Genomic DNA, 22,844 nt, shown 5'->3' with positions numbered 1-22,844 from the left:
TTCCCTTACTTAGCTTTCGGTAGAATTCCATCCACTTCACTGTTAGGGCGTGGGATGACATGTACAGAAATAAGGTGGCCGACACGTCCTGCTGCGTCCGCTCCCGCTTCTGTTGCCGCTTTAACCGCCCCAACATCACCACGTACCATGACTGTTACAAGGCCGCCGCCAACAAACTCTTTTCCTACCAGCGTTACGTTTGCTGCCTTTACCATTGCGTCTGCTGCTTCGATTGCCCCGATTAGTCCTTTAGTTTCGATCATTCCCAATGCTTCTTGACTCATTTGAATTCCTCCTATTGGTTGCTCTTCTATTTTTATTTTTGGTTGAGCTTTCGCCCGTGTTTTACGCTTGACCGGTTCTTGTACCTGCTCTGTATTCAACGGCAGTTCTTCGTTACGTTCTTCCATCTGATATCACCACACTAGATTATTCTGAAGCCATCCACCAGCACGCAGCGTCTTTGACGGGTAAAGGTTTTTGCGCTTGTCAGCCCTTCCCCTGTCGGCCCTGCGATGGTAAGGGTTGTGAAGCCTTCACTTTGATACCCGAGACCGGATACGGAAGGTCCATTTTTCACAAAAATGGTTGCTTGGATTTCCTTGGCCATTTTTGTGAGATTTGTAATGTTCTGTGAGTGCATCATGGCTGTATGACGGTTTCCCTTTTCCGCCTTCACCGCGAGCGCAATCGCCTTGTCCACATCCGGCACCCGGACGATCGGCAGAATCGGCATGAGCATTTCCGTGTGGACGAGTGGATGATCGGCAGCAGTTTCGGCGATGATCAGCTTCACATTCTTATCTGCTTTGATGCCAGCTGCTTCCAGTAGGACACTCGCATCCTTTCCGATAAAATCACGATTTGGATACGATTTTTCATTCTTTATGACCATGATTTTTGCCAACAGCTTATCCAACTGGAAGCCTTTCAGCTCGATGGCCCCATTTTTGGTCATTTCATTTTTCAATTCCGTTGCTACCTTATCGACAACAAATACTTCTTTTTCCGCTGTACAGAGGACATTGTTGTCAAAGCTTGCTCCTGTGACAATGTCTTTTGCAGCCTTGGAGAGGATGGCTGTTTCATCCACTACAACCGGAGGATTTCCCGGGCCTGCCGCGATGACTTTTTTGCCGGCCTTCATGGCTGCCTGTACGACAATTCCTCCGCCTGTCACCACAAGTGCATTCACTTTTGGGTGGACCATGACCTCATTGGACGTTTCGATATTGGGACTTGCTACAGAAGTTAACGTGTTCTCCGGTCCGCCTGCCTCGACGATCGCCTGGTTCAACAGTTGCATCGCCCGGATGGACACCTTTTTGGCACTTGGATGCGGGTTGAAAACTACCGTATTACCGGCAGCGACAAGCGAGATTGAGTTGTTGATGATGGTTGCACCGGGATTCGTGGAAGGGGTGATTGCCCCGAATACTCCGATTGGAGCATACTCCACTAGCGTCAGTCCGCCGTCCCCGGAATAGGTGGTGCTTACGATATCCTCTACCCCAGGCGTTTTATTGGCCGCAAGAAGGTTTTTGGCAATCTTGTCCGCCACTCTTCCAAGACCGGTTTCCTCAACTGCGAGCTTTGCCAATTCCTCTGCATGGGACCGGCTTGCCTCACGCATCTTTTCTATCATTTTCTTCCTTGTTTCCAAGGATGTTTCACGTAGCTTCTCCCAAGCAACCCTTGCAGCTTCTGCCGCTTCGTCCACCGTAGTGAACACACCGTTGCCCAGTGGGACATCACTATTTGATACAGCCGACTCCCGCACATTTCCGCCAAGCTGCTGCAGTACCTGCTCCACCATCTTTTTAATGTCATTTTCCTTTATCTGCACTGATTACTCTCCTCCTTTTTTGAAGGTAAGAGACCCTTCTATTTCAATCTGGTCCACTACGCCCACAATGGCTGCATCAACGGGTACACCGTTTGTGATCTCGGTCTGCCTTGCGGAGCTTCCGCTGACCACCAGGACCACTTCCCCTACCCCTGAACCGACTGTGTCGATTGCGACGATGGGCTTTCCATCCTCCTCGATGGTTTTCATATCCAAAGGGGTGACGATAAGAAGCTTCTTGCCCTTCAGCTTTTCTGCTTTTGTAGTGGAAACAATGGATCCTGTCACTTTTGCAATAATCATAGATTGTCTCCTTTCTAGGAGTCCTGTTTTTTCAGTTGTATCTTGAATTCCCTGGCCAAATCCTTCGCTACAGGCGATAGTTTGCTTTTCTTTGGCAACTGGAGTTCTGTAAGCCCTTCCCGATCTGCTTTTTCAATATGCTTTGCGAGAATGAGAGGCTGCTTCTCGGCGAATGCTTGCAGCTGCTCTTTAACCGTACGTGCGAGACGGCTCAATGGCACCCATTTCACCTGATCGGCTTGAATCTGCCTTATGTAGCCCTGCACCCTGTTCTGCACAGCATGTGGTGCGGCGATCTGCTGATACACATTGAACTCCACTTCATCTTTCACCACAATCACCGGTTTTCCTAGCATCTGGAATTGAAGGACCAGGGAGGATATCGGATCGTCGTCGATTGTCAGCGCAAGCTTGGCAAGCAATTGATAGGACGCAACCGGAAGCACAATCGCCCCAAATTCATTCAGGAGTCCATTGACATCCTCTCGTCCCAGCTGCTCCAATGGCAGGATTGTATAGCCACTGAATGCATCGGGGTCCGCGAGATAATTCCTGCTCAAAAGCAGGGATACTTCATAGCGTTCAGAAAGAATAGTAACCGCTTCCAAAACTCCTGTCAGATTACCAGTTTCGTAGCCTAGCAGGATGCCTATCGGCTGTTTTCCTTTATGTTGATTCTGCTCGTTCAGATAAGTCTCCACTGCCTCCTGGACGAGCAGCTTAATCTTTTCCTTTACCGTTACATCCACAACCACAGCCTCCAATCTCTTTTGATGGGCGTTCGATGGCAATGATTTCACCAAGCTTGCCATTCTGTAGTCCAGCTGCATTTGCTTCATCGAGGTCAATGTGCATTTCCAACTTGTATCTTTCAGAGGACCGAATCAATACATTGGTAAAAATGACCCCCCGCTCCCCATCCACCTTTACTTGCACAAGATCGCCATCCGAGACTTTGAATGCTTCTGCGTCGCTTGGGTGCATGTGAATGTGGCGTGCTGCACAGATTAACCCTTCTTTCAAATTCAGCTGACCCCGCGGCCCCTGAATGGTGATAGATTCAGAGCCTTGTATATTCCCGGACTGACGTAAGGGCGGTTTTACGCCAAGTGTGAATCCATCAAACAGGGAAACTTCCACCTGGGTATCCCCTCTTGCAGGGCCGAGGACCCGCACCTTTTCTATTTTGCCCTTGGGACCGATGAGTGTGACAGTCTCCTTCGCGGCAAATTGACCAGGCTGAGAAAGCTCTTTTTGCTTTTGAAGCTTGTAGCCTCGCCCGAAAAGACGTTCGACATGTGCCTTTGATAAATGAATATGTCGATTGGAGGCTGCAATCGGGACCATTTTTGCAGATTGCCCCAAGGAGTTTTTGACAACCTCCTGAACGAGCGCTTTAATTTTTTCCCTATCCATTCCTGTTATCACCCCTTTTCAAGTAAGGCTTTCGCCGTATACTGGTCGGTAATCAACACGTTGGCATAGCCTCCCTTAAGAGCACCCATCATTCCATCCGTTTTCTTGTTTCCGCCTGCCACGAGAATGCTATATTCCTTTTCCGTCAGATGTGGCAGCTCCAGGCCGATGGTACGTTCGTTCAAGGACTGATTGCTTAAATGCCCCTGTCCATCAATGAAACGGGAGCAGATATCGCCGACTGTGTTGTTTCGCCTCAAGGTTTCGATATCTTCTTCCAAAAAATAGCCCGCCCGCATCAAGGTGGAATGATCCCCAGGCTCACCAACCGTATAGATGGCGATGTTCGCCTGTTTTCCAAGCTCCAGCACCTTTCTTATGTGGCGGTCGGCTACAATGGCCTGCTTGACCACCGTATGATCCACTACGGCAGGCACCGGCAAAAAGTGCGGTGTCGTGTGGAACGCAGCTGCCAAACCATTGAGTATTTCAGAAGCGTGGGTATTCAATTCCGAATAGCTCACCCCGCCATTCAGCTGAACAATCGTCACATCCTTTACGCTTTTCGGATAAAGTCTTTTGGAAAGCTCATAAAGTGTCGTTCCCCAGGTGATGCCAATGGTATCACCGGTTTCCACGATCGAATACAGGTAATCCGCTGCGGCCTCCCCTAGCCTTTCCTTGATCACCCTCTCCTCATTGGAATGGGAGGAGGTGACGATGCAGTGCTTTAACTGAAAGCTGTCTCTCAACTGGTTGGCAAGCTGTTGTACATCTTCTGTCGGGTCATTGATGGTTACATGGACAATTCCGTCCTGCTTCGCCTGCAGCAGCAGCCTTGATACAGTAGGACGGGACACACCCAATTCCTTCGCGATTTCTGCTTGGCTAAAATCCTGGACATAATACATTTTTGCTACTTCCACAAGACGAGCCATTTTCTCATTCGACATGTTCCACTCACCTAAATCTGAAATTATGTTCAATATAACGAGACTTTAATACACTTTTTTTCGCGCTCTGGCTGCCGATTCTTAGAGGAAATAAAAGTAAAAAGGTTCAGTAAGCGTTTACAAATAAAATATTGTTCATGCGTTATGAACATATGTTTAATTCCATTATAAACCTCCTAAAAATTCTGTCAATACAGGTTAGTCTAAAAATTATAAAAACTATATCAACATAACAAAAAAGCATACCCCCGAAAGGATATGCTTAGATTTTGTGTTATCTTTTCCCTGAATCGAACGGCTCTCCGACAGCTTTCGGCGCCTGGGATGATTTAGAGAAGATGATCAATGCAATCAACGTGACCACATAAGGGAAAACCTTTAAAATCACCGGCGGAAATACTGCCAATGACGGAATTACCTGAGATACATTTGCAATCGTGCTTGCAAATCCGAAGAAAAGCGTTGCTCCAAGGATTCCAAGCGGCTTCCATTGACCGAAGATCAGGGAAGCAAGTGCAAGGAAACCAAGTCCCGCTACTGTTCCGGAAAATTCTCCACCGAATGTTACGATGATGATGGCACCGGCAAGACCGGAGAACGCACCAGAGATCATAACCCCGATATAGCGCATCTTTCTAACGCTGATACCGGCCGCCTCTGCAGCATGAGGATGCTCCCCGCACGCTCTTAGGCGAAGGCCGAATGGCGTCTTATACAGAGCGATCGTACTGATAACCAAGATGAACAGTACAAGCCAAGTTGTACTGTATGTTTTTGTGAAGAACAGGCTTCCGATAACCGGGATGTCCGATAAAAAAGGAACATCAAATGGGCGCAATCCATTGGAAATACGGATGTTTCCGCTCCCTGTAATATTACGTGCAAGGAAGACCGTGATGGCACCTGCGATCATATTGATGGCTGTACCACTGATGATCTGGTTCGCACTCAAGTTGATACTTGCAAATGCATGCAGCAGGGAGAAAAGTAATCCCACAAGCGTAGCTACAATCAATCCGATCCAGATGGCCTTGGGATCTCCTGGCATGGCTTCTTGCATTTTCATGATCACAAGGGCACCAGAGAATGAACCTACTACCATAAGTCCCTCTAGTCCAATGTTTACGACACCGCTTCGTTCACTGAATAATGCGCCTAAAGCTGTAATTAAAAGAGGGATTGTAAAAATAATTGCATACGGAGCTATTTGTTGTATGGTTGTCCACATAACCTATTCCCCCTCCTTGGCTTTCACGTTCGTGGATTGTTTGTTTTTACGTTTCTTGATCATAAAGCTGACAAAGCGTTCGATAAGAATACTTGTTGCAGCAAAATAGATGATTATTGCGATAATGGAATCCGCAATTTCCGGCGGAATGTCGGTCATCGCGTTCATGAACCCGCGTCCAGAGTATAAAAGACCGAAGAACACAGCTGCCAAAAGAACACCGATACCAGTATTGGCACCGAGTAGTGCAACTGCAATACCGTCAAATCCTTGGGTCGGCAGGATACCGATCTGAATGCTGTTGGAGTTACCTGCATAATACGCCACTCCACCAAGTCCAGCCAGACCGCCTGAAATCAGCATGGAAGTGATGACGCTGCGGTTTACCGCAATACCTGCATACTCTGCTGCGTCACGGTTGAATCCAACCGCCTTCAGTTCATATCCAAGCGTTGTTTTATTTATGACAAAAGAAAAGACAATAACCGCTATAACTGCAAGGAATAAACCTAGGTTAATGTAAGAACCATCAAATGCTTCAGTTAAAAATGGAACTTTAAGGGATGCTGTATCCGGAAGTTTCTTTGATTCCGTTTCTAAAAATTCCCCTTTAAAATAAGCAGGAACTGCATAATAAACTGTCCAGTAAGCAATCCAGTTCATCATGATCGTGGATACAACCTCATGAACATTGAATCTTGCTTTGAGTAAACCTGGGATGAATGCCCACAGCGCCCCACCAATAAATCCGACAAGAATCATTACCAAAAGCATGATTGGTTTTGGCGCATCAATGGATAAACCGATTGCTACAGCACAAAAACCGCCAAACAGCATTTGGCCCGCAGCACCGATATTGAATAATCCTGTACGGAATGCAAATGCAACCGATAGTCCTGTGAAAATCAAAGGTGTTGCTGTTGCAAGTGTATTACCGGTCCTTGAAATGTTCTTCAGACCGCCTTCAAACAAGTATTGATATCCTTCTATCGGGCTGTTCCCCGTGATAGCCATTAATATCGCCCCTGCAATCAGTCCAAGAACGACTGCAATCAGCGAGATAATTCCTGCTCTCATTCGTCTTCCCCCTTCTTCACGCCTGCCATCATAAGACCGATCTCGTTTTCATTTGTTTCTTTTGCGTCCACAATACCAACGAGCTGGCCATTATTCACGATAGCGATGCGATCCGATACATTTAATACTTCATCCAGTTCCAGAGATACAAGTAGAACTGCTTTTCCTTTATCTCTCTGTTCTATTAATCTCTTATGGATATATTCGATGGAACCTACATCCAGTCCACGAGTAGGCTGAACTGCGATTAATAGCGTAGGATCCAGTTCGATTTCCCTTCCGATAACAGCCTTTTGCTGGTTCCCGCCGGATAGGGATCTTGTAACGGAAACTGCCCCTTGTCCAGAACGGACATCAAAGCTTTTGATGATATTATCTGCATGCTTTCTGATTTCAGTGAAGTTCAGTAGGCCTCTTTTAGAAAAAGGCTTTTGATGGTAAAGCTCCAATACCATGTTTTCTTCAATGGTATAATCCAGAACCAGACCTCTCTTGTGGCGATCCTCCGGAATATGGGCAATACCCTTTGCAATTCTTGAACGGACCGGAAGCTTTGTGATATCTGCTCCTTCAAAGGTGATAGTTCCGGAATCTACACTTTTCAACCCCGTGATGCTTTCTACAATTTCGGATTGTCCGTTGCCATCGACACCGGCAATGCCAAGGATTTCTCCTTTTCTCAATTCAAAGGACATATTTTTCAATCCAAAAACGTCCTTGCCCTGCTTCACAGAAACATCATCCATTTTGAGGACGATTTCCCCAGGCGTACTTTCAATTTTGCTCACTTTGAAGTTAACTTCACGGCCAACCATCATCTCGGCCATCTTTTCCTTGCTCGTTGCTGCAACATCTACGGTACCGATGGTTTTACCTCTTCTGATAACCGTACATCTATCGGCCATCTCTTTGATTTCCTTCAATTTATGCGTGATGATGATGATGGACTTTCCTTCGGCAATCAGATTTTTCAGGATCTTACCGAGTTCCGTAATCTCCTGCGGTGTAAGAACCGCAGTGGGCTCATCCAGGATAAGTACGTCCGCTTGACGATAAAGCATCTTCAATATTTCTACACGTTGCTGCATTCCTACAGATATATCTTCTATTTTTGCATGGGGGTCTACGTTAAGGCCGTATTTAACGGATAATTCTTCAATTCTTTTGCTTGCCGACTTTGTATCAAGCATGTAATAGTTGTGAGATTCAGAACCGAGAATGATATTTTCTGTAACGGTAAAGTTGCTCACTAGCTTAAAATGCTGATGTACCATTCCGATCCCGAGCTTCGTTGCAACGTTCGGATTGGAAATTTTCGTTTCTTTTCCATTGATCTTGATGGATCCTCGATCAGGCTGGTACATTCCAAACAGGATAGCCATGAGTGTGGACTTACCCGCTCCATTCTCCCCTAACAGAGCATGAATCTCTCCCTGTTTCAGTTGAAGGGTAATATCGTCGTTGGCAACGATCCCGGGAAACTCCTTCCTGATATTGAGCATCTCAACTACATAGTCCATATAGCGATTCTCCCTTTTGAAGAGCGTATCCAATAGGTGTTTCTTCCATTTGAACACACTCGAGTATTATTTTTCCAAGAGGACAGACAACTAACCTCTAACGATATAGGCAACAAAAAAGACGGGACAACCCGTCTTTTTTTTATTACATTATCAGCTTGCTTTCTCTCTATTACTTGATCAAGTCGCCTTGTTCAGCATTTACTTTTACTTCACCGGACTTGATTAGTTCAAATACTTCATCAACTTTAGCAGTTGTGTCTTCGCTTAGGTTCGGGTTCTTATCCGGAAGACCAACACCGTCGTTTTTAGCGTCAAAGATTAAAGTTTCTCCACCAGGGAACTTGCCATCATTTTCCGCTTTGATCATATCAGCCGCAGCTTTGTCGATTTGTTTCATAGCAGAAGTAAGGATAACGGATTTGCCGTCAGCGTATACTCCTTCTTCGTATTGGTCAACGTCTACCCCAACCATCCATACGTTTTCGCCGTCTTGAACACGGTTTTTCGCTTCAGTGATGGCACCAACACCAACTCCACCAGCTGCTGCGAAGATTACATCCACACCACGGTCAAACATTTGAGCAGCGATTTGCTGACCAGCTGCTACATCGTCAAAAGTTCCTTGATATACAACATTGTCCGCTTTGATTGTTACGTTTGTGCCAAGGTTTTCATTTGCATATGCAAGACCTTGTTGGAAGCCCCAGTTGAATTTTTGTACTGGAGGAATTTCCATACCACCGATGAATCCTGCTTCACCGTCTTTAAGCTCTAACGCAGTTGCAACTCCAGCAAGGAATCCAGCTTCATGCTCTGCGAAGAAGATGGAAACTGTGTTCTTTCCTACAACAGGGTTGAAGTCTCCATTATGTGGAGAACCATCGATTAAAACGAATTTAGCATCTTCGAATTTAGTTTGTGCATTGAAGATAGCCGTTTCAAATTTAAAACCAGGAGTTACGATGAATTTGAAATCTGCATCGTATAGGTTTGTGATTTCTTTAATATAATCTGCTTCTAATGTTCCAGAAGGTTTTAAGTATTTATTTTTAAGATCCAATTCTTTCGTAGCTTCTTTGATACCTTCCCAAGTACCTTGGTTAAAAGATTTGTCATCGATCGTTCCAGCGTCTGTTACCATTCCGACTTTAAATCCTGCTTTATCTCCGCTGCTGCTGTCACTGCCGCAACCAACTAAAAACAGCATAGTTGTCATGACAGTAATAATTGTAGCAAGTAAACCCTTTTTCATGCCTTAACTCCCCCAAAATTAAAAATTTATAGTAAATTGAAAACCCTTACTATCATTACTATATTCGTAAACTTCTTATTTTTCAATATATGTTTTTAAAAGATGAACAAAATTTCCTGATTATATTTTCCTAGTAAAATATTTTGTCGAAAAATAATAGATAAATAGCGGATTCCAAAAAATTTCCTGGTAGAAATTACATAATAACAAGGCATAAACTTTCGGGGATTTATCTAATAGCAAAGGTGTCGAAAAGGTGTTTTCTGTTCTTTCTGGACACTTTGAAAACGGAGGTTTGTAGGGGGTTTTATTCTCTTTCCTTCTATATAAATGACTAGTCTTTCATCCTATCCATTCGTTTTGGAGCCTATGGATATTCTCCATCCATCTTTCCAGCAGTATTACCACATGGAAATAATAATTTTTTAGAAGTTTTTCTAATTTACACATTCTCTTTTCACAGGTAGACAAGGGAGCAACCTAGTGGAGTCTCCCATGTCACTCAAAAGTTCTCATATGCTTACTTCCAACTGAAGGTCACGCGGCTCGCGGTCATAGATGGCCGGATGAATCTCTTTGGCTGGAACGCACCCCATCTTTCTATAGAAGTGCTGTGTTTCCACGGAAGGATGGGCACCTATGTATAGTTTGGTGGCACCCATCCTTTTTGCTATCTCTTTGGTACGGTTAAAAAGTTTCTCTCCAATCCCTTGTCCTCTGTAGTCCGCTGACACATGAATATAGGAGAGCTCTAGATAACAGTCATTGGTTCCAAAGGGTTCCGGTTCAATGACGGAAAAGCCTACCAGCTTCCCTCCCTTCATAATGGAGATCACTGCACCTCCAGCATCCGCGGTTTTTCTCAAATGTTCGGTAATCTTGTGTCTCTGCTGTATGTCCCAGTCGTCGATAAAGGAATCCTGTTGCTCCACAAAAACCCTGCTTTCCTTTACATAGACTTTAGTTGTTTGCTGATAGCGGGTAAAATCATCAAGGAAACCGTCCGAAATGTCCTTACCTGTAAGTATTAGCATCTCCACTTTCTTCACCTCTCCATTTGTAAGCATGTCTATCTATATTGTATGATTAGTATATTCAAAAACAAACATATAACCATATATTTTCACTTTTGGTTAGAATATCGTAAAAATTTTCATAGAAGGACGTGGGTACACTGCGAGTCAATAAATTCATCAGCGATTCTGGCATAGCTTCCAGACGCGGAGCAGATAAACTGATTGAAGAAGGTAGAGTAAAAATCAATGGCAAGGTAGCCAAAATCGGCGGACAAGTGGAGCCTGGAGATGAGGTGCTGGTGAACGGGCAACTTATCCGCATCGCCCGCGATAATGTCTATATTGCATTGAACAAACCGGTCGGAATCACGTGTACAACCGAGAAGCAGGTAAAAGGGAATATCATCGACCTGGTCAACCACCCCCTGCGCTTGTCCCATATCGGCCGATTGGACAAAGAATCCGAAGGCCTGATTCTCCTCACGAATGACGGGGATATCATCAATGAGATCCTTCGTCCGGAAAATAAGCATGAAAAAGAATACATCGTCTCGGTCGACAAACCGATTACATCCGATTTTGTGAAGCAGATGTCTGAAGGGGTAAAGATCCTCGGCACTAAAACCCTGCCATGCAAGGTGGAGCAGTTGTCCAAGTTTGATTTCAAAATCATCCTGACCCAAGGATTGAACCGCCAGATCCGCCGCATGTGTGCCGAGCTCGGCTATGAAGTATATCGCCTCCAGCGTACCCGCATCATGAACATCGAACTGAACAACCTTCCAATGGGACAATGGCGCGACCTCAGCAAAAAAGAGAAAAAACAGCTTTTCGCAGAATTGAACTACGAACCAAAAGAGTGGTAAAAGGTAATAGGGGCCAGACCCCTGTGGTTATGTAAACATGAGAAAGAGGAAGCCATCGGCTTCCTCTTTCTTTTTGATTATTATAGGAGAAAGGTGATTAATCTCTCTTCTATAGGAGGTCTAAAGACTACTATTCTCTATCAAATAGAGAATGAGACATAATCACGGTTGAAAGGTCATTGTATTTTCATGCATTTCATGTATAATTGTTTCGAATTTAATATTTTTAATTTTCGAAATTAAAAAGCGTTCCTTTTGGCACCATTTATAATAGAAAATTTCGATTTACAGGGAGGTTGCTATGTCAAACGCAATAATTCATTTCAAGAATGTAAAAAAGCAATACGATCAGGACATGGCTGTATTGGATAATGTCAGCTTTGAAATTGAACGGGGGAAATTCTATACACTGCTAGGTCCTTCCGGATGCGGTAAAACAACAATCCTACGTTTGATTGCAGGATTTACCGAAGCAACGGATGGGGAAATCTATTTTAACGGAAAGAAGATAAATGATGTTCCTGCCAATAAGCGTCAAGTGAACACCGTCTTCCAGGATTACGCCCTCTTTCCTCATCTTAATGTTTTTGAAAATGTGGCATTCGGCCTTCGAATCAAAAAGATGAAGAATGCGGATGTGAAGGCAAAAGTAAAGGAAGCGCTGAGCTTTGTAAACCTGGAAGGCTTTGAGGAGCGTGAAATCAGGGAGATGTCCGGTGGACAGCGACAGCGTGTAGCAATTGCACGTGCCATCGTCAACGAGCCCGAAGTCATTCTTCTGGATGAGCCATTATCGGCACTGGATTTGAAGCTGCGTACCGAAATGCAGTATGAACTGCGGGAGCTTCAGCAGCGACTTGGCATCACCTTCATTTTTGTCACGCATGATCAAGAGGAAGCATTGGCGATGTCAGACGAGATTTTTGTCATTAATGAAGGGAAAATTCAGCAGAGCGGAACACCGACAGATATTTATGATGAACCGATCAACCGCTTTGTGGCTGATTTCATCGGGGAATCGAATATCGTAGCCGGAACAATGATCAGGGATTACCTAGTGGAATTTGCCGGCAAGGAATTTGAGTGTGTGGATAAAGGGTTGAAGATGAACGAAACGGTGGAGATCATCATCCGGCCGGAGGATCTGGAGATCACAACACCCGATCAGGGGAAACTGCAGGTTCGTGTGGATTCCCAGCTTTTCCGCGGCGTTCACTATGAGATCAGCAGCTATGATCAGGATGGCAACGAGTGGCTGGTGCACTCGACGAAGAAAGCGTCCGTAGGGGATACGATTGGTCTCTTCTTTGAGCCGGAAGCAATCCACGTCATGCGGATAGGGGAATCGGAAGAGGATTTCGATCGACGTCTGGAAGGGTACGACATTGGAGCACCTCATGGAAAATAGAGTATCAAGGAATCTTTACTTTATACCCTACGCCATTTGGATTGCCCTGTTCGTCGTTGCACCTATCCTGCTTGTACTCTATTACTCTTTCTTTGATATTGAGGGCAGCCTGTCCCTTGCAAATTACCAGAAGTTCTTTACGCCGGTCTATTTGAAAATGACCTTCAGCTCGTTCTGGTACGCTTTTCTCATTACAGCCATTACCCTGCTGGTGGCATATCCTACCGCCTATCTGCTGACAAAAACGCGTCATAAGCATTTATGGTTATTACTGTTGATCATTCCTTCCTGGATCAATCTCCTGTTGAAGGCCTATGCGTTTTTAGGGATTTTCGGTACATATGGAGTGGCGAACAGTTTCCTCGAGGTGTTGGGGATTGGAACCCAGCAGATCCTCTTTACCGATTTCAGCTTTGTCTTTGTATCGGTTTATATTTTCATTCCATTTATGATACTGCCGATTTTCAATGCCCTGAACGAGCTTAATCCTACTCTTGTAGATGCAGCGAACGATTTGGGTGCATCCCGGTTCACCACCTTCCGCCGCGTGGTTCTGCCACTGACGATGGACGGAGTGAAAGTTGGATGCCAGATCGTCTTTATCCCGGCATTGTCCCTATTCATGCTGACCAGGTTAATTGCAGGAAACCGCGTCATCACATTAGGTACAGCCATCGAACAGCATTTCCTAGTGACACAGGATTGGGGAATGGGCTCGACGATTGCCGTCTTTTTAATTATCATCATGTTCCTGTTTATGAAACTGACAAGCAGCAGAAAGCGAGGGATATAGATTGGATAGAAAAATATCTCCCTTCTCAAAACTATTTCTTGGCATGATCTTCATCATCCTTTACCTGCCGATTTTCTTTTTGATTTTCTACTCGTTCAACAGCGGTGGAAACATGTATGATTTTGAAAGCTTCACCCTGGATTCTTATCGGGAGCTGTTCGACGATACACGACTTCTGATCATTGTCCTGAACACCCTGCTAATCGCTCTTTTATCCGCGCTAATTTCGACCATAGTCGGCGTGTTTGGGGCATTGGCGATTCATTCTTTTAAAAGAAGAAGCACGAAAAACACGTTGCTTTCGCTAAATAACGTTCTGATTGTCAGCCCTGACGTCATTATCGGTGCCTCCTTCCTGATCCTATTTACGATGGCAGGCATAAAGCTTGGACTTTATTCGGTTCTGTTATCCCATATCGCCTTTTCTGTGCCGATTGTGGTGTTGATGGTCCTGCCGAAGCTGTTGGAAATGAGCCCCTCTCTGATTGATGCGGCCCATGACCTGGGGGCAAGCCGCTGGGATGTATTAAGGAAAGTGGTACTGCCCTACATCACGCCTGGTATTTTCGCAGGGTTCTTTATGGCATTGACCTATTCGCTTGATGACTTTGCCGTTACTTTTTTCGTGACAGGAAATGGCTTTACCACCCTTTCCGTTGAAATCTATTCTCTTGCACGTCGCGGTATTTCCCTGAATATCAATGCCTTATCGACCCTACTTTTCCTTTTCACCATCATTCTGGTGATTGTGTACTACTTCATTACGGTGCGCAATAAGCCAAGTGGAATGGGGGTTAGACGATGAAAAAGCTTGTCCAGTTTTTTATCCTGATTGTGCTTGTCTCTGCCGCGCTTTTATTTACCATTACGAAAATGAATGAATCACAGGGCTTTACAAGCGGCAATACCCTCACCATCTACAACTGGGGGGACTATATCAACTCCGACCTGATCGACCGATTCGAAGAAGAAACAGGCGTGAAGGTCATCTACGAAACATTCGATTCGAATGAGGCGATGAAAACGAAAATAGAACAGGGCGGGACCACCTACGACATAGCGGTTCCATCCGAATATATGATTGATAAAATGCGCAAGGAGGATCTGCTCATCCCTTTGGACCATTCCAAGCTTCCCAATTTAAAAAATATCGATGAGCGCTTTATGGACCTCCCTTTTGACCCACAAAACAAGTACTCCGTTCCCTACTTCTGGGGTACGGTCGGAATTGTATACAATCCCTCCATGCTTGACGGGAAGGAAATCAGAAGCTGGAATGACCTTTGGGATGAGGATCTGAAAAATGAGATCCTTCTTATTGATGGGGCACGTGAAGTGATGGGAATGGGGCTGAACAGCCTTGGGTATTCGCTGAATGATACCGATCCCGCGCATCTTTTGGAAGCGAAGGAAAAGCTGAATTCCCTCACACCAAATATAAAAGCGATTGTCGGGGATGAAAGCAGGATGCTCCTTGAAAACCAGGAGGCCGCAATCGGTCTTGTATGGTCCGGGGTGGCGTCTGAACTCATGTACGAGAATGAGGACCTGGAATATGTGGTTCCTGTTGAGGGATCCAATCTCTGGTTTGACAATATGGTCATCCCGAAAACCGCGAAGAATGTAGAAGCAGCCCACCAGTTCATCAATTTTATGCTTGATGCCGAGGTTGCAGCAGAGAACACGGAATATGTCAGCTATTCCACGCCGAACAAAGCCGCTCTTCCATTATTGCCGGAAGAGCTTGTAAACGATGAACGCTTCTATCCGTCGCCGGAACTGACGGAAAAGCTGGAAGTCTACGAGAATCTTGGTGTGAAAAACCTTGCTTACTATAATGAACTGTTCCTGGAATTTAAAATGCACCGAAAATAAAGAACAGAACGAATTTTTCCCCATCTTTTTATGATGGGAAAAAATTCGTTTTTTTGGTTCTATCTACCCGCAGCCATCCCCAGTTCCATTCCATTTTATCCGTCCTTTTCTACTATGTTGTAACACTTTATTAATATAGTACTATTTTTGTCATAAAATCGCTTTCATTTGAAATAATACTGTTAATTATTGCATTTTGACAAAAATGATTTATTTTTTTATTATATTAGAAACGTTGAGGGGGCTATGAAATGTCTGATTTAAATAAACAGAAAATTGTGGATAGCGTTCCTCAAAAAGGGTTTTTTGGACACCCTAAAGGACTTTTCACTCTATTTTTCACTGAGTTTTGGGAGCGCTTTTCCTACTATGGGATGAGGGCCATCCTTGTATTTTACATGTACTATGAAATATCTGATGGCGGACTTGGTCTATCAGAAGAGCTTGCACTATCCATCATGTCGATCTATGGTGCATTGGTCTATATGTCAGGAGTTATTGGAGGCTGGTTGGCTGACAGGATTTTCGGTACCTCCAAAGCCATTTTCTATGGTGGTATCCTGATCATGTTCGGACATATTGCACTTGCCGTGCCTGGCAGTCTTTCCATGTTCTTTGTTTCCATGGTTCTGATCGTTATCGGTACAGGTCTGTTAAAGCCTAACGTATCGAGCGTGGTTGGAGATATGTATGCAGAAGGCGATAACCGCCGGGATGCAGGATTCAGTATCTTCTATATGGGGATCAACCTGGGGGCATTCCTATCTCCACTTATTACCGGGGAATTGGCAAAAGAAAGCTTCCATCTTGGCTTCGGTGTTGCTGCAATCGGGATGTTCTTTGGACTTTTAGTATTCATGCTTACGAAAAAGAAGAATTTAGGTTTAGCTGGAACATATGTTGCAAATCCATTAAGTGCAGCTGAAAAGAAAAAACTGTCGATTATTTTTAGTGCCGGTATCATTATTATTGGTGCGCTTTTAGCTATCCTGATTCCAAATGGTCTATTTACGATTGAAACAGTCATTAACATGGTAGGAGTCTTTGGCGTAGCCATCCCGACCATTTATTTTATCGTGATGTACCGCAGCCCTAAAACAACGGCAGTGGAGCGTTCACGCATTATTGCTTATATTCCATTGTTTATTGCTGCAGCGATGTTCTGGGCGATTCAGGAGCAAGGTTCCACCATTCTTGCTTTATATGCGGATAAACGTACACAGCTTGAGTTTGCTGGAATCACGATCTCTCCAGCTTGGTTCCAATCCTTGAACCCATTATTTATCATCATCCTTGCACCTGTTTTTGCATGGATGTGGGTAAGACTTGGGAAGTATCAGCCATCCGTCCCGAAAAAGTTCTCCTTGGGACTGCTGTTTGCAGGTTTGTCTTTCCTAGTCATTCTAATCCCTGGTTATCTTGGCGAGGGAGCATTGGTAAGTCCGTTATGGCTTGTACTGAGCTACTTTATCGTCGTACTCGGGGAATTGTGTTTGTCACCGGTCGGCCTTTCCGCCACAACGAAACTTGCTCCTGCAGCATTCTCTGCCCAAACCATGAGTATCTGGTTCCTGGCAAGTGCTGCTGCTCAGGCAATCAATGCCCAGCTCGTCAGATTCTACAACCCGGAAAATGAAGTCATGTACTTCGGTACCATCGGCGGAGCTGCCATTCTGCTGAGCATCCTATTGTTTGTCCTTTCACCTAAGATTCAAGTGTTGATGAAGGGTGTAAGATAAAGGATTTTTAAAAAAAGGGGCCTGACCCTCAGCGCTTTAAAGCGCTGAGGGTCAGGCCCCTTTTAGATTATTTCATCATTTCCTTAACGAGCTGGCGATTGCGTTTTTTGAAGACATCGTTGTGGGACGATACCATCGCTGCACCAGGTGCACTTGGCTGGATGTACTGCTTCGCTTTATTCACCGCATTGGCGGCATCCTGGAATGCGCCTGAAATCAAATGCAGCTTTCCGTCGTGCTTCAGGATATCCCCTGCAGCATACAGGCCTTCTACTGATGACTCACTGTTCGCATTGCCCGCTACATAGAAATTATCTGCAATCTCAATGTTTAAATCACTGTTCTGCAAAAGGCTCGAGTCTTGTTCATACCCGTGGTTGATAATCACTTCATCAATCTCGAGGTAACAGATCTCCCCTGTTTCCGAGTTTGTCAGCTCCACCTTTTCGATTTCTTCCTGAGTGGAATCGGCAATCAGCTTTGTAATGGTGGTTTGGAACATGCACTCGACCGAGCTGTTCATAAGCTGTTTAACCTGTGCTTCATGGCCGCCCAAAGCGTCCTTTCGACAAGTCAGATACACTTTTTTTGCAATGGGCTCGAGTTCATTCGCCCAGTCGATGGCCGTGTTTCCGCCGCCTGAAATAATGACGGTTTTGTCCCGGAAATGCTTTAAGGATTTGACCGTATAGTTCAGATTAGAAACCTCGAACCGTTCCGCTCCTTCAATATTGAGCCTCTGCGGGTTAAGAATACCACTCCCGACAGCAACGATCACCGTTTTCGAATAATGCTTCTGCCCTGAAGAAGCATGGAGTACAAAAATTCCCTCTTCATCCTTTGTGATGGAATCCACTTTTTCATTCAACACAACTTCCGGGTTGAACGTCATTCCCTGCTGGACAAGCTGTTCAATTAATTTTGCGCCTGGTATCGGGGTCTGGCCCCCAACATCCCAGATCACTTTTTCGGGATAGACATGAATTTTCCCACCAAGTTGTGGCTGATACTCGATTATTTTTGTTTTCATTTCTCTCAGCCCGCTATAAAAGGCCGAGTATAATCCTGCCGGCCCGCCACCAATGACTGTTACATCATATATATCTATTTCCCTCATATATGCACACCCCTCGTATCCCCGAAAAGAGTAATTGATTATCATTCTCACTCAAATATACGACTTTCTTTCTATTTTTACAACATAAAAAATGGTTGACATAAGAATTAGTTGGTTTTATAGTATAAATGTACCGACATTGATAATCATTATCAACTGTTTTTTATTTACATATTTTCAAACATTGGGAGGGTTCAGCATGGTGAGACTTTACACAAACGAATTAAACATTGGCTATGGTGAGCGTCTCATTGTCAAGGATCTTTCAGTAGAGATCCCTGACAAACAGATTACCACCATTATCGGCTCCAATGGCTGTGGAAAGTCGACACTTTTGAAAGCGATCACTCGCATCATTTCCCAGCAATCCGGGACTGTGGTCCTAGACGGCCAGGATATTTCACGCGAGAATACCAAATTGCTCGCAAAAAAAATGGCCATCCTTCCACAAACCCCGGAAAGTGCAAGTGGTCTCACAGTCGGGGAGCTCGTTTCCTATGGCCGATTTCCTCATCAAAAGGGATTTGGACGTCTGACGAAAAAGGATTATGAAGTCATCGATTGGGCCCTGCAGGAAACCGGTACCCTCGATTTCAAATTCCGGCCAGTCGATTCCCTCTCAGGTGGCCAGCGTCAGCGTGTATGGATTGCCATGGCACTGGCTCAGGAAACGGAAATCATCTTTCTGGATGAACCGACAACCTATCTTGATATGGCCCACCAGCTGGAGGTGCTGGAGCTTTTGCAGCGTCTGAACCGGGAACAGGGACGAACCATCGTCATGGTCCTGCATGATCTTAATCAGGCTGCCCGCTTCGCCGATTACCTGATCGCCTTAAAGGATGGTCATATTATCAAGGCGGGGAATTGTGAGGAAGTCATCCATCCCGATGTGTTAAGGGAAGTGTTCCAGATTGACGCCGTCATCGGACGAGATCCGCGAACAGATAAACCAATGTGTATCACTTATAACTTACTAAAAGGAGAAAACACCCATGAAGAAAATTCTAGTACCGTTCGTATTCCTGCTCTTACTGGTTGTTAGCGCAGCATGCGGTAACAGCCACAACAATAATACAGCATCTGAAGATACCAACAAAGAAGGTTCTGCTGAAACGATCACCTATGAATCAGAAAATGGCCCTATAGAAGTACCCGCAAACCCGGAGCGTGTCATTGTTCTCTCTTCTTTTGCAGGTAATGTGATGGCACTCGATGTAGACCTTGTTGGAGTAGACTCCTGGTCTGCGATGAATCCCCGCTATGCTGAATATTTGGAAGGTGTAGAACAGGTAACAGATGAAGACCTTGAGAAAATCATTGAATTGGATCCAGATTTAATCATCGGACTTTCCACAATCAAAAACGTTGAAAAATTGAATGAAATTGCCCCTACGGTAACTTTTACATACGGTAAATTGGATTACCTTACACAGCACCTTGAAATCGGAAAGCTTTTAAACAAGGAAAAAGAAGCACAGGATTGGATTGACGACTTCAAACAGCGTGCAGCTGCTGCAGGTGAAGAGATCAAGGCGAAAATCGGAGAGGACGCAACAGTATCCGTTATTGAAAACTTCGATAAAGAGCTTTATGTATTCGGCGACAACTGGGCTCGCGGAACCGAAATCCTTTATCAGGAAATGAAACTGAACATGCCGGAAAAAGTGAAGCAGACCGCACTTAAGGACGGTTACTATACATTGTCCTTTGAAGTGCTACCTGAATTTGCTGGCGACTACGTCATTTTCAGTAAAAATTCGGACGGCGACACTTCCTTCCAGGAAACAGAAACATACAAAAACATCCCGGCTGTAAAGAATGGCCAGGTATTCGAAGTTAATGCGAAGGAATTCTATTTTAACGACCCTATCTCTCTAGAGTTCCAACTTGAATTCTTCCAGGATAAATTTTTAGGCAGATAATATGAATGACGGCAAGAGGGATTCTGGTTTGATGGGAATCCCTCTTAATCTATAAAAGAAAAGATGAACATGATGATGACTGAAAAACAAAGAAGCATTCCATTTCTCTTAAAACTTATTGCTGGAATCGTAGTATTTGCCGGAACATTTCTCGTTGCAATGCTTTTTGGAGCTGCGGATACCTCAATGAAGGATGTCTGGTCAGCCCTTACTGCAACTGATTTGGATGAAAAATCCACGATGATTCGTGAAATCCGCCTTCCCCGCGAAGTGGCGGCTATTTTTGTTGGGGCGGCATTATCGGTTTCCGGTGCCATCATGCAAGGGATGACAAGAAACCCGCTCGCTGACCCCGGGCTACTTGGGCTTACTGCTGGAGCAAACGCAGCGCTGGCGGTAACGCTCGCACTTTCACCTTCCACCAATTACTTCGGTATCATGATTGCCTGCTTTATCGGAGCGGCAGTCGGGGCGACGATGGTTTTTGGAATCGGAGCCATGAAGCGCGGCGGCTTTTCCCCTTTCAGGATTGTACTGGCAGGTGCTGCCGTATCCGCCTTGTTGTTTGCGATTGCAGAAGGGGTGGGGCTCTATTTTAAAATATCCAAGGATGTTTCGATGTGGACGGCCGGTGGAATCATCGGTACGAACTGGTCACAGCTGCAGATCATCATTCCTTTCATTACAGTTGGGATTCTGATCTCCATCTATCTCTCCAGGCAGCTGACGATCCTGAGCCTGAGTGAAGAGGTCGCAGTCGGGCTGGGACAGAAGACGGTGCTGGTAAAAACGGTGCTTTTCATCGTTATTGTGTTGTTGGCCGGAGCCTCTGTGGCACTTGTCGGGAATATGGCCTTTATTGGATTGATGATCCCCCATATTGTCCGTGCAATTGTAGGTACGGATTACCGATTCATCCTGCCGATGTCCGCAGTAGTTGGTGCTACATTCATGCTGCTTGCCGATACAGTTGGACGCACATTGAACGCTCCATTCGAGACACCTGTAGCAGCCATTGTGGCACTCCTTGGATTGCCTTTCTTCCTCATCATCGTACGTAAAGGGGGCAAGGAATTCTCATGATACATCCATCTTTGATCAGAAGACAGCGCTTGGTTCTTGTTTTGCTCTCTTTGCTTGTTCTTCTAACGGTCGTCGTAGGAATCGGGATCGGCTACTCCTCTGTGTCCTATGAGCGACTACTGCCTACATTGCTCGGAAACGGTACCTTCAAGGAGGAATTTGTCCTATTTTCCATTCGGCTGCCAAGAATCATCATTACATTTTTGGCTGGAATGGCGCTGGCGTTGGCCGGGAGCATCCTACAAGGAATCACCCGGAACGATCTGGCCGACCCTGGCATTATCGGCATTAATACTGGCGCTGGAGTCGCCATTTCTGTATTTTTCCTATATGTTCCTATCGAAGTCGGTTCCTTTGTCTATGTTCTACCAATCGTAGCATTTATCGGGGCACTGCTTACAGCCTGCCTGATTTATCTCTTTGCCTACAGCAAGCAGACAGGCCTGCAGCCAGTCCGACTCGTGCTGACAGGTGTCGGATTCTCCATGGCTCTCTCTGGGATTATGGTTGTCCTCATATCTGGTGCGGACAGGGAAAAAGTGGACTTTATTGCAAAATGGCTGGCAGGAAACATCTGGGGGACGGACTGGCCGTTCATACTGGCTCTTATCCCATGGCTGGTCGTACTTATACCATTCACCCTATATAAGGCGAATAGACTTAACCTATTGGCATTGAGTGAACCGGTATCGGTGGGAGTCGGCCTGTCAGTGGAAAAAGAGCGGCTTGTCATGCTCTTTACGGCTGTGGCACTCGCAGCCTCCGCCGTTTCTGTAACAGGAGGAATCGCCTTTGTCGGCTTGATGGCGCCTCACATCGCCAAAGCGCTCGTCGGCCCGAGAAACCAGCTCTTCCTTCCTGTAGCAATCCTGATCGGAGGCTGGCTGCTCCTCTTTGCCGACACACTCGGCCGCAACCTCATCGATCCAAGCGGCATTCCTGCGGGGATCATGGTCGCGTTGATCGGCGCACCGTACTTTATGTATTTGTTGTTGAAGAAATAAAAAGTGAAAAGTGTCTATCTTTTGAGACCGTTATATTTTTGTATGGGCTTTATCGTGGTATCAATTTGCTACATTGATACCACCTTTCCTTCTTTTTCTCTTTATCGCGGTATCAATCCTCCTCTTTGAGACCGCCATTTCCTCTTTTTCTCTTTATCGCGGTCTCAATCTGCCTCTTTGAGACCGCCATTTACTCTTTTTCTCTTTATCGCGGTATCAATCTGCCTCTTTGATACCGCCATTCTCTCTTTTTCTCTTTATCGCGGTCTCAATCCACCACTTTGAGACCGCCATTTCCTCTTTTTCTCTTTATCGCGGTATCAATCTGGGTCTAGACTATAAAGTAGACACGGTTTGGAGAGACTTGTAAAAACAAGTATCTGGACTGGAGCGTGTTACGATGAGTAAAAGATATGACCC

General features: G+C 45.2%; 22 protein-coding genes. 10 read left to right on the top strand and 12 right to left on the bottom strand.

Annotated features, from left to right (window positions below; genetic code table 11):
- Positions 1 to 5: 5 nt before the first annotated feature.
- The 11 genes from ACFVAD_RS22100 to ACFVAD_RS22050 form a co-directional block, all read right to left on the bottom strand.
- Complete coding sequence (locus ACFVAD_RS22100; protein ID WP_204413457.1) at positions 6 to 284, bottom strand: BMC domain-containing protein; 279 nt, start codon at positions 282 to 284, stop codon at positions 6 to 8.
- A 140-nt stretch (positions 285 to 424) separates the two neighbouring features.
- Positions 425 to 1,846, bottom strand: a complete 1,422-nt coding sequence (locus ACFVAD_RS22095; RefSeq protein WP_386645406.1) for an aldehyde dehydrogenase family protein — start codon at positions 1,844 to 1,846, stop codon at positions 425 to 427.
- 3 nt (positions 1,847 to 1,849) lie between these two features.
- Positions 1,850 to 2,149, bottom strand: a complete 300-nt coding sequence (locus ACFVAD_RS22090; RefSeq protein ID WP_386645403.1) for a EutN/CcmL family microcompartment protein — start codon at positions 2,147 to 2,149, stop codon at positions 1,850 to 1,852.
- A gap of 14 nt (positions 2,150 to 2,163) precedes the next feature.
- The gene (locus tag ACFVAD_RS22085; RefSeq protein WP_386645400.1) at positions 2,164 to 2,961 is read right to left on the bottom strand and encodes a hypothetical protein; all 798 of its coding nucleotides are present in this window, start codon (positions 2,959 to 2,961) and stop codon (positions 2,164 to 2,166) included.
- Positions 2,870 to 3,565, bottom strand: coding sequence for a phosphate propanoyltransferase (locus tag ACFVAD_RS22080; RefSeq protein WP_386645397.1), 696 nt, complete (start codon positions 3,563 to 3,565; stop codon positions 2,870 to 2,872). Before ACFVAD_RS22080 ends, ACFVAD_RS22085 begins: the two co-directional genes overlap by 92 nt.
- Positions 3,566 to 3,573: 8 nt before the next feature.
- A complete protein-coding gene (locus tag ACFVAD_RS22075; protein WP_386645395.1) occupies positions 3,574 to 4,518 on the bottom strand; it encodes a DNA-binding transcriptional repressor DeoR in 945 nt (314 codons plus the stop codon).
- Positions 4,519 to 4,792: 274 nt separating this feature from the next.
- Entirely contained in the window at positions 4,793 to 5,746 is a 954-nt protein-coding gene (locus tag ACFVAD_RS22070) for an ABC transporter permease (RefSeq protein WP_386645393.1), read from the bottom strand.
- 3 nt (positions 5,747 to 5,749) lie between these two features.
- A complete protein-coding gene (locus tag ACFVAD_RS22065) occupies positions 5,750 to 6,823 on the bottom strand; it encodes an ABC transporter permease (RefSeq protein WP_386645390.1) in 1,074 nt (357 codons plus the stop codon).
- The gene (locus tag ACFVAD_RS22060) at positions 6,820 to 8,343 is read right to left on the bottom strand and encodes an ABC transporter ATP-binding protein (protein WP_386645387.1); all 1,524 of its coding nucleotides are present in this window, start codon (positions 8,341 to 8,343) and stop codon (positions 6,820 to 6,822) included. The genes ACFVAD_RS22065 and ACFVAD_RS22060 overlap by 4 nt, the downstream gene beginning before the upstream one ends.
- A 172-nt stretch (positions 8,344 to 8,515) precedes the next feature.
- On the bottom strand, positions 8,516 to 9,598 hold the full coding sequence (locus tag ACFVAD_RS22055) for a BMP family lipoprotein (protein WP_386645384.1): 1,083 nt from the start codon (positions 9,596 to 9,598) through the stop codon (positions 8,516 to 8,518).
- Between the two features lie 512 nt (positions 9,599 to 10,110).
- Positions 10,111 to 10,632 carry a GNAT family N-acetyltransferase gene (locus ACFVAD_RS22050; protein ID WP_386645539.1) on the bottom strand — a complete coding sequence of 174 codons (522 nt, stop codon included), beginning with the start codon at positions 10,630 to 10,632 and terminating at the stop codon, positions 10,111 to 10,113.
- 140 nt (positions 10,633 to 10,772) lie between these two features.
- Between ACFVAD_RS22050 and rluF the strand changes: the two genes are divergently transcribed.
- The 6 genes from rluF to ACFVAD_RS22020 all read left to right on the top strand — a co-directional run bounded on the left by rluF (position 10,773) and on the right by ACFVAD_RS22020 (position 17,295).
- Complete coding sequence (gene rluF, locus ACFVAD_RS22045; protein ID WP_386645536.1) at positions 10,773 to 11,480, top strand: 23S rRNA pseudouridine(2604) synthase RluF; 708 nt, start codon at positions 10,773 to 10,775, stop codon at positions 11,478 to 11,480.
- 301 nt (positions 11,481 to 11,781) lie between these two features.
- Positions 11,782 to 12,888, top strand: a complete 1,107-nt coding sequence (locus ACFVAD_RS22040; RefSeq protein ID WP_386645381.1) for an ABC transporter ATP-binding protein — start codon at positions 11,782 to 11,784, stop codon at positions 12,886 to 12,888.
- Positions 12,878 to 13,681 (top strand): ABC transporter permease, encoded by an 804-nt coding sequence (locus ACFVAD_RS22035; protein WP_386645378.1) that lies wholly within the window; start codon positions 12,878 to 12,880, stop codon positions 13,679 to 13,681. The genes ACFVAD_RS22040 and ACFVAD_RS22035 overlap by 11 nt, the downstream gene beginning before the upstream one ends.
- A 1-nt stretch (position 13,682) precedes the next feature.
- On the top strand, positions 13,683 to 14,486 hold the full coding sequence (locus ACFVAD_RS22030; RefSeq protein ID WP_386645376.1) for an ABC transporter permease: 804 nt from the start codon (positions 13,683 to 13,685) through the stop codon (positions 14,484 to 14,486).
- A complete protein-coding gene (locus ACFVAD_RS22025; protein WP_386645373.1) occupies positions 14,483 to 15,556 on the top strand; it encodes an ABC transporter substrate-binding protein in 1,074 nt (357 codons plus the stop codon). The genes ACFVAD_RS22030 and ACFVAD_RS22025 overlap by 4 nt, the downstream gene beginning before the upstream one ends.
- 251 nt (positions 15,557 to 15,807) lie before the next feature.
- Positions 15,808 to 17,295, top strand: coding sequence for a peptide MFS transporter (locus tag ACFVAD_RS22020; RefSeq protein ID WP_386645370.1), 1,488 nt, complete (start codon positions 15,808 to 15,810; stop codon positions 17,293 to 17,295).
- Positions 17,296 to 17,362: 67 nt separating this feature from the next.
- On the opposite strand, the gene ACFVAD_RS22015 is transcribed toward ACFVAD_RS22020, so the two are convergent.
- The gene (locus tag ACFVAD_RS22015; RefSeq protein ID WP_386645367.1) at positions 17,363 to 18,412 is read right to left on the bottom strand and encodes an NAD(P)/FAD-dependent oxidoreductase; all 1,050 of its coding nucleotides are present in this window, start codon (positions 18,410 to 18,412) and stop codon (positions 17,363 to 17,365) included.
- A 199-nt stretch (positions 18,413 to 18,611) separates the two neighbouring features.
- Between ACFVAD_RS22015 and ACFVAD_RS22010 the strand changes: the two genes are divergently transcribed.
- From ACFVAD_RS22010 to ACFVAD_RS21995, 4 genes are all read left to right on the top strand, one after another.
- On the top strand, positions 18,612 to 19,457 hold the full coding sequence (locus ACFVAD_RS22010; RefSeq protein WP_386645364.1) for an ABC transporter ATP-binding protein: 846 nt from the start codon (positions 18,612 to 18,614) through the stop codon (positions 19,455 to 19,457).
- On the top strand, positions 19,408 to 20,337 hold the full coding sequence (locus tag ACFVAD_RS22005) for an iron-hydroxamate ABC transporter substrate-binding protein (protein WP_386645361.1): 930 nt from the start codon (positions 19,408 to 19,410) through the stop codon (positions 20,335 to 20,337). Before ACFVAD_RS22010 ends, ACFVAD_RS22005 begins: the two co-directional genes overlap by 50 nt.
- A 72-nt stretch (positions 20,338 to 20,409) precedes the next feature.
- On the top strand, positions 20,410 to 21,420 hold the full coding sequence (locus ACFVAD_RS22000; RefSeq protein ID WP_386645533.1) for a FecCD family ABC transporter permease: 1,011 nt from the start codon (positions 20,410 to 20,412) through the stop codon (positions 21,418 to 21,420).
- A complete protein-coding gene (locus ACFVAD_RS21995) occupies positions 21,417 to 22,424 on the top strand; it encodes a FecCD family ABC transporter permease (protein WP_386645358.1) in 1,008 nt (335 codons plus the stop codon). The genes ACFVAD_RS22000 and ACFVAD_RS21995 overlap by 4 nt, the downstream gene beginning before the upstream one ends.
- Positions 22,425 to 22,844 lie beyond the last annotated feature (420 nt).

This window comes from Sutcliffiella sp. NPDC057660, from assembly GCF_042800035.1.
In the GTDB taxonomy this organism is placed as follows: Bacteria; Bacillota; Bacilli; order Bacillales; family Bacillaceae_I; genus Sutcliffiella_A.
This window is presented reverse-complemented; position numbering and strand designations above follow the sequence as displayed.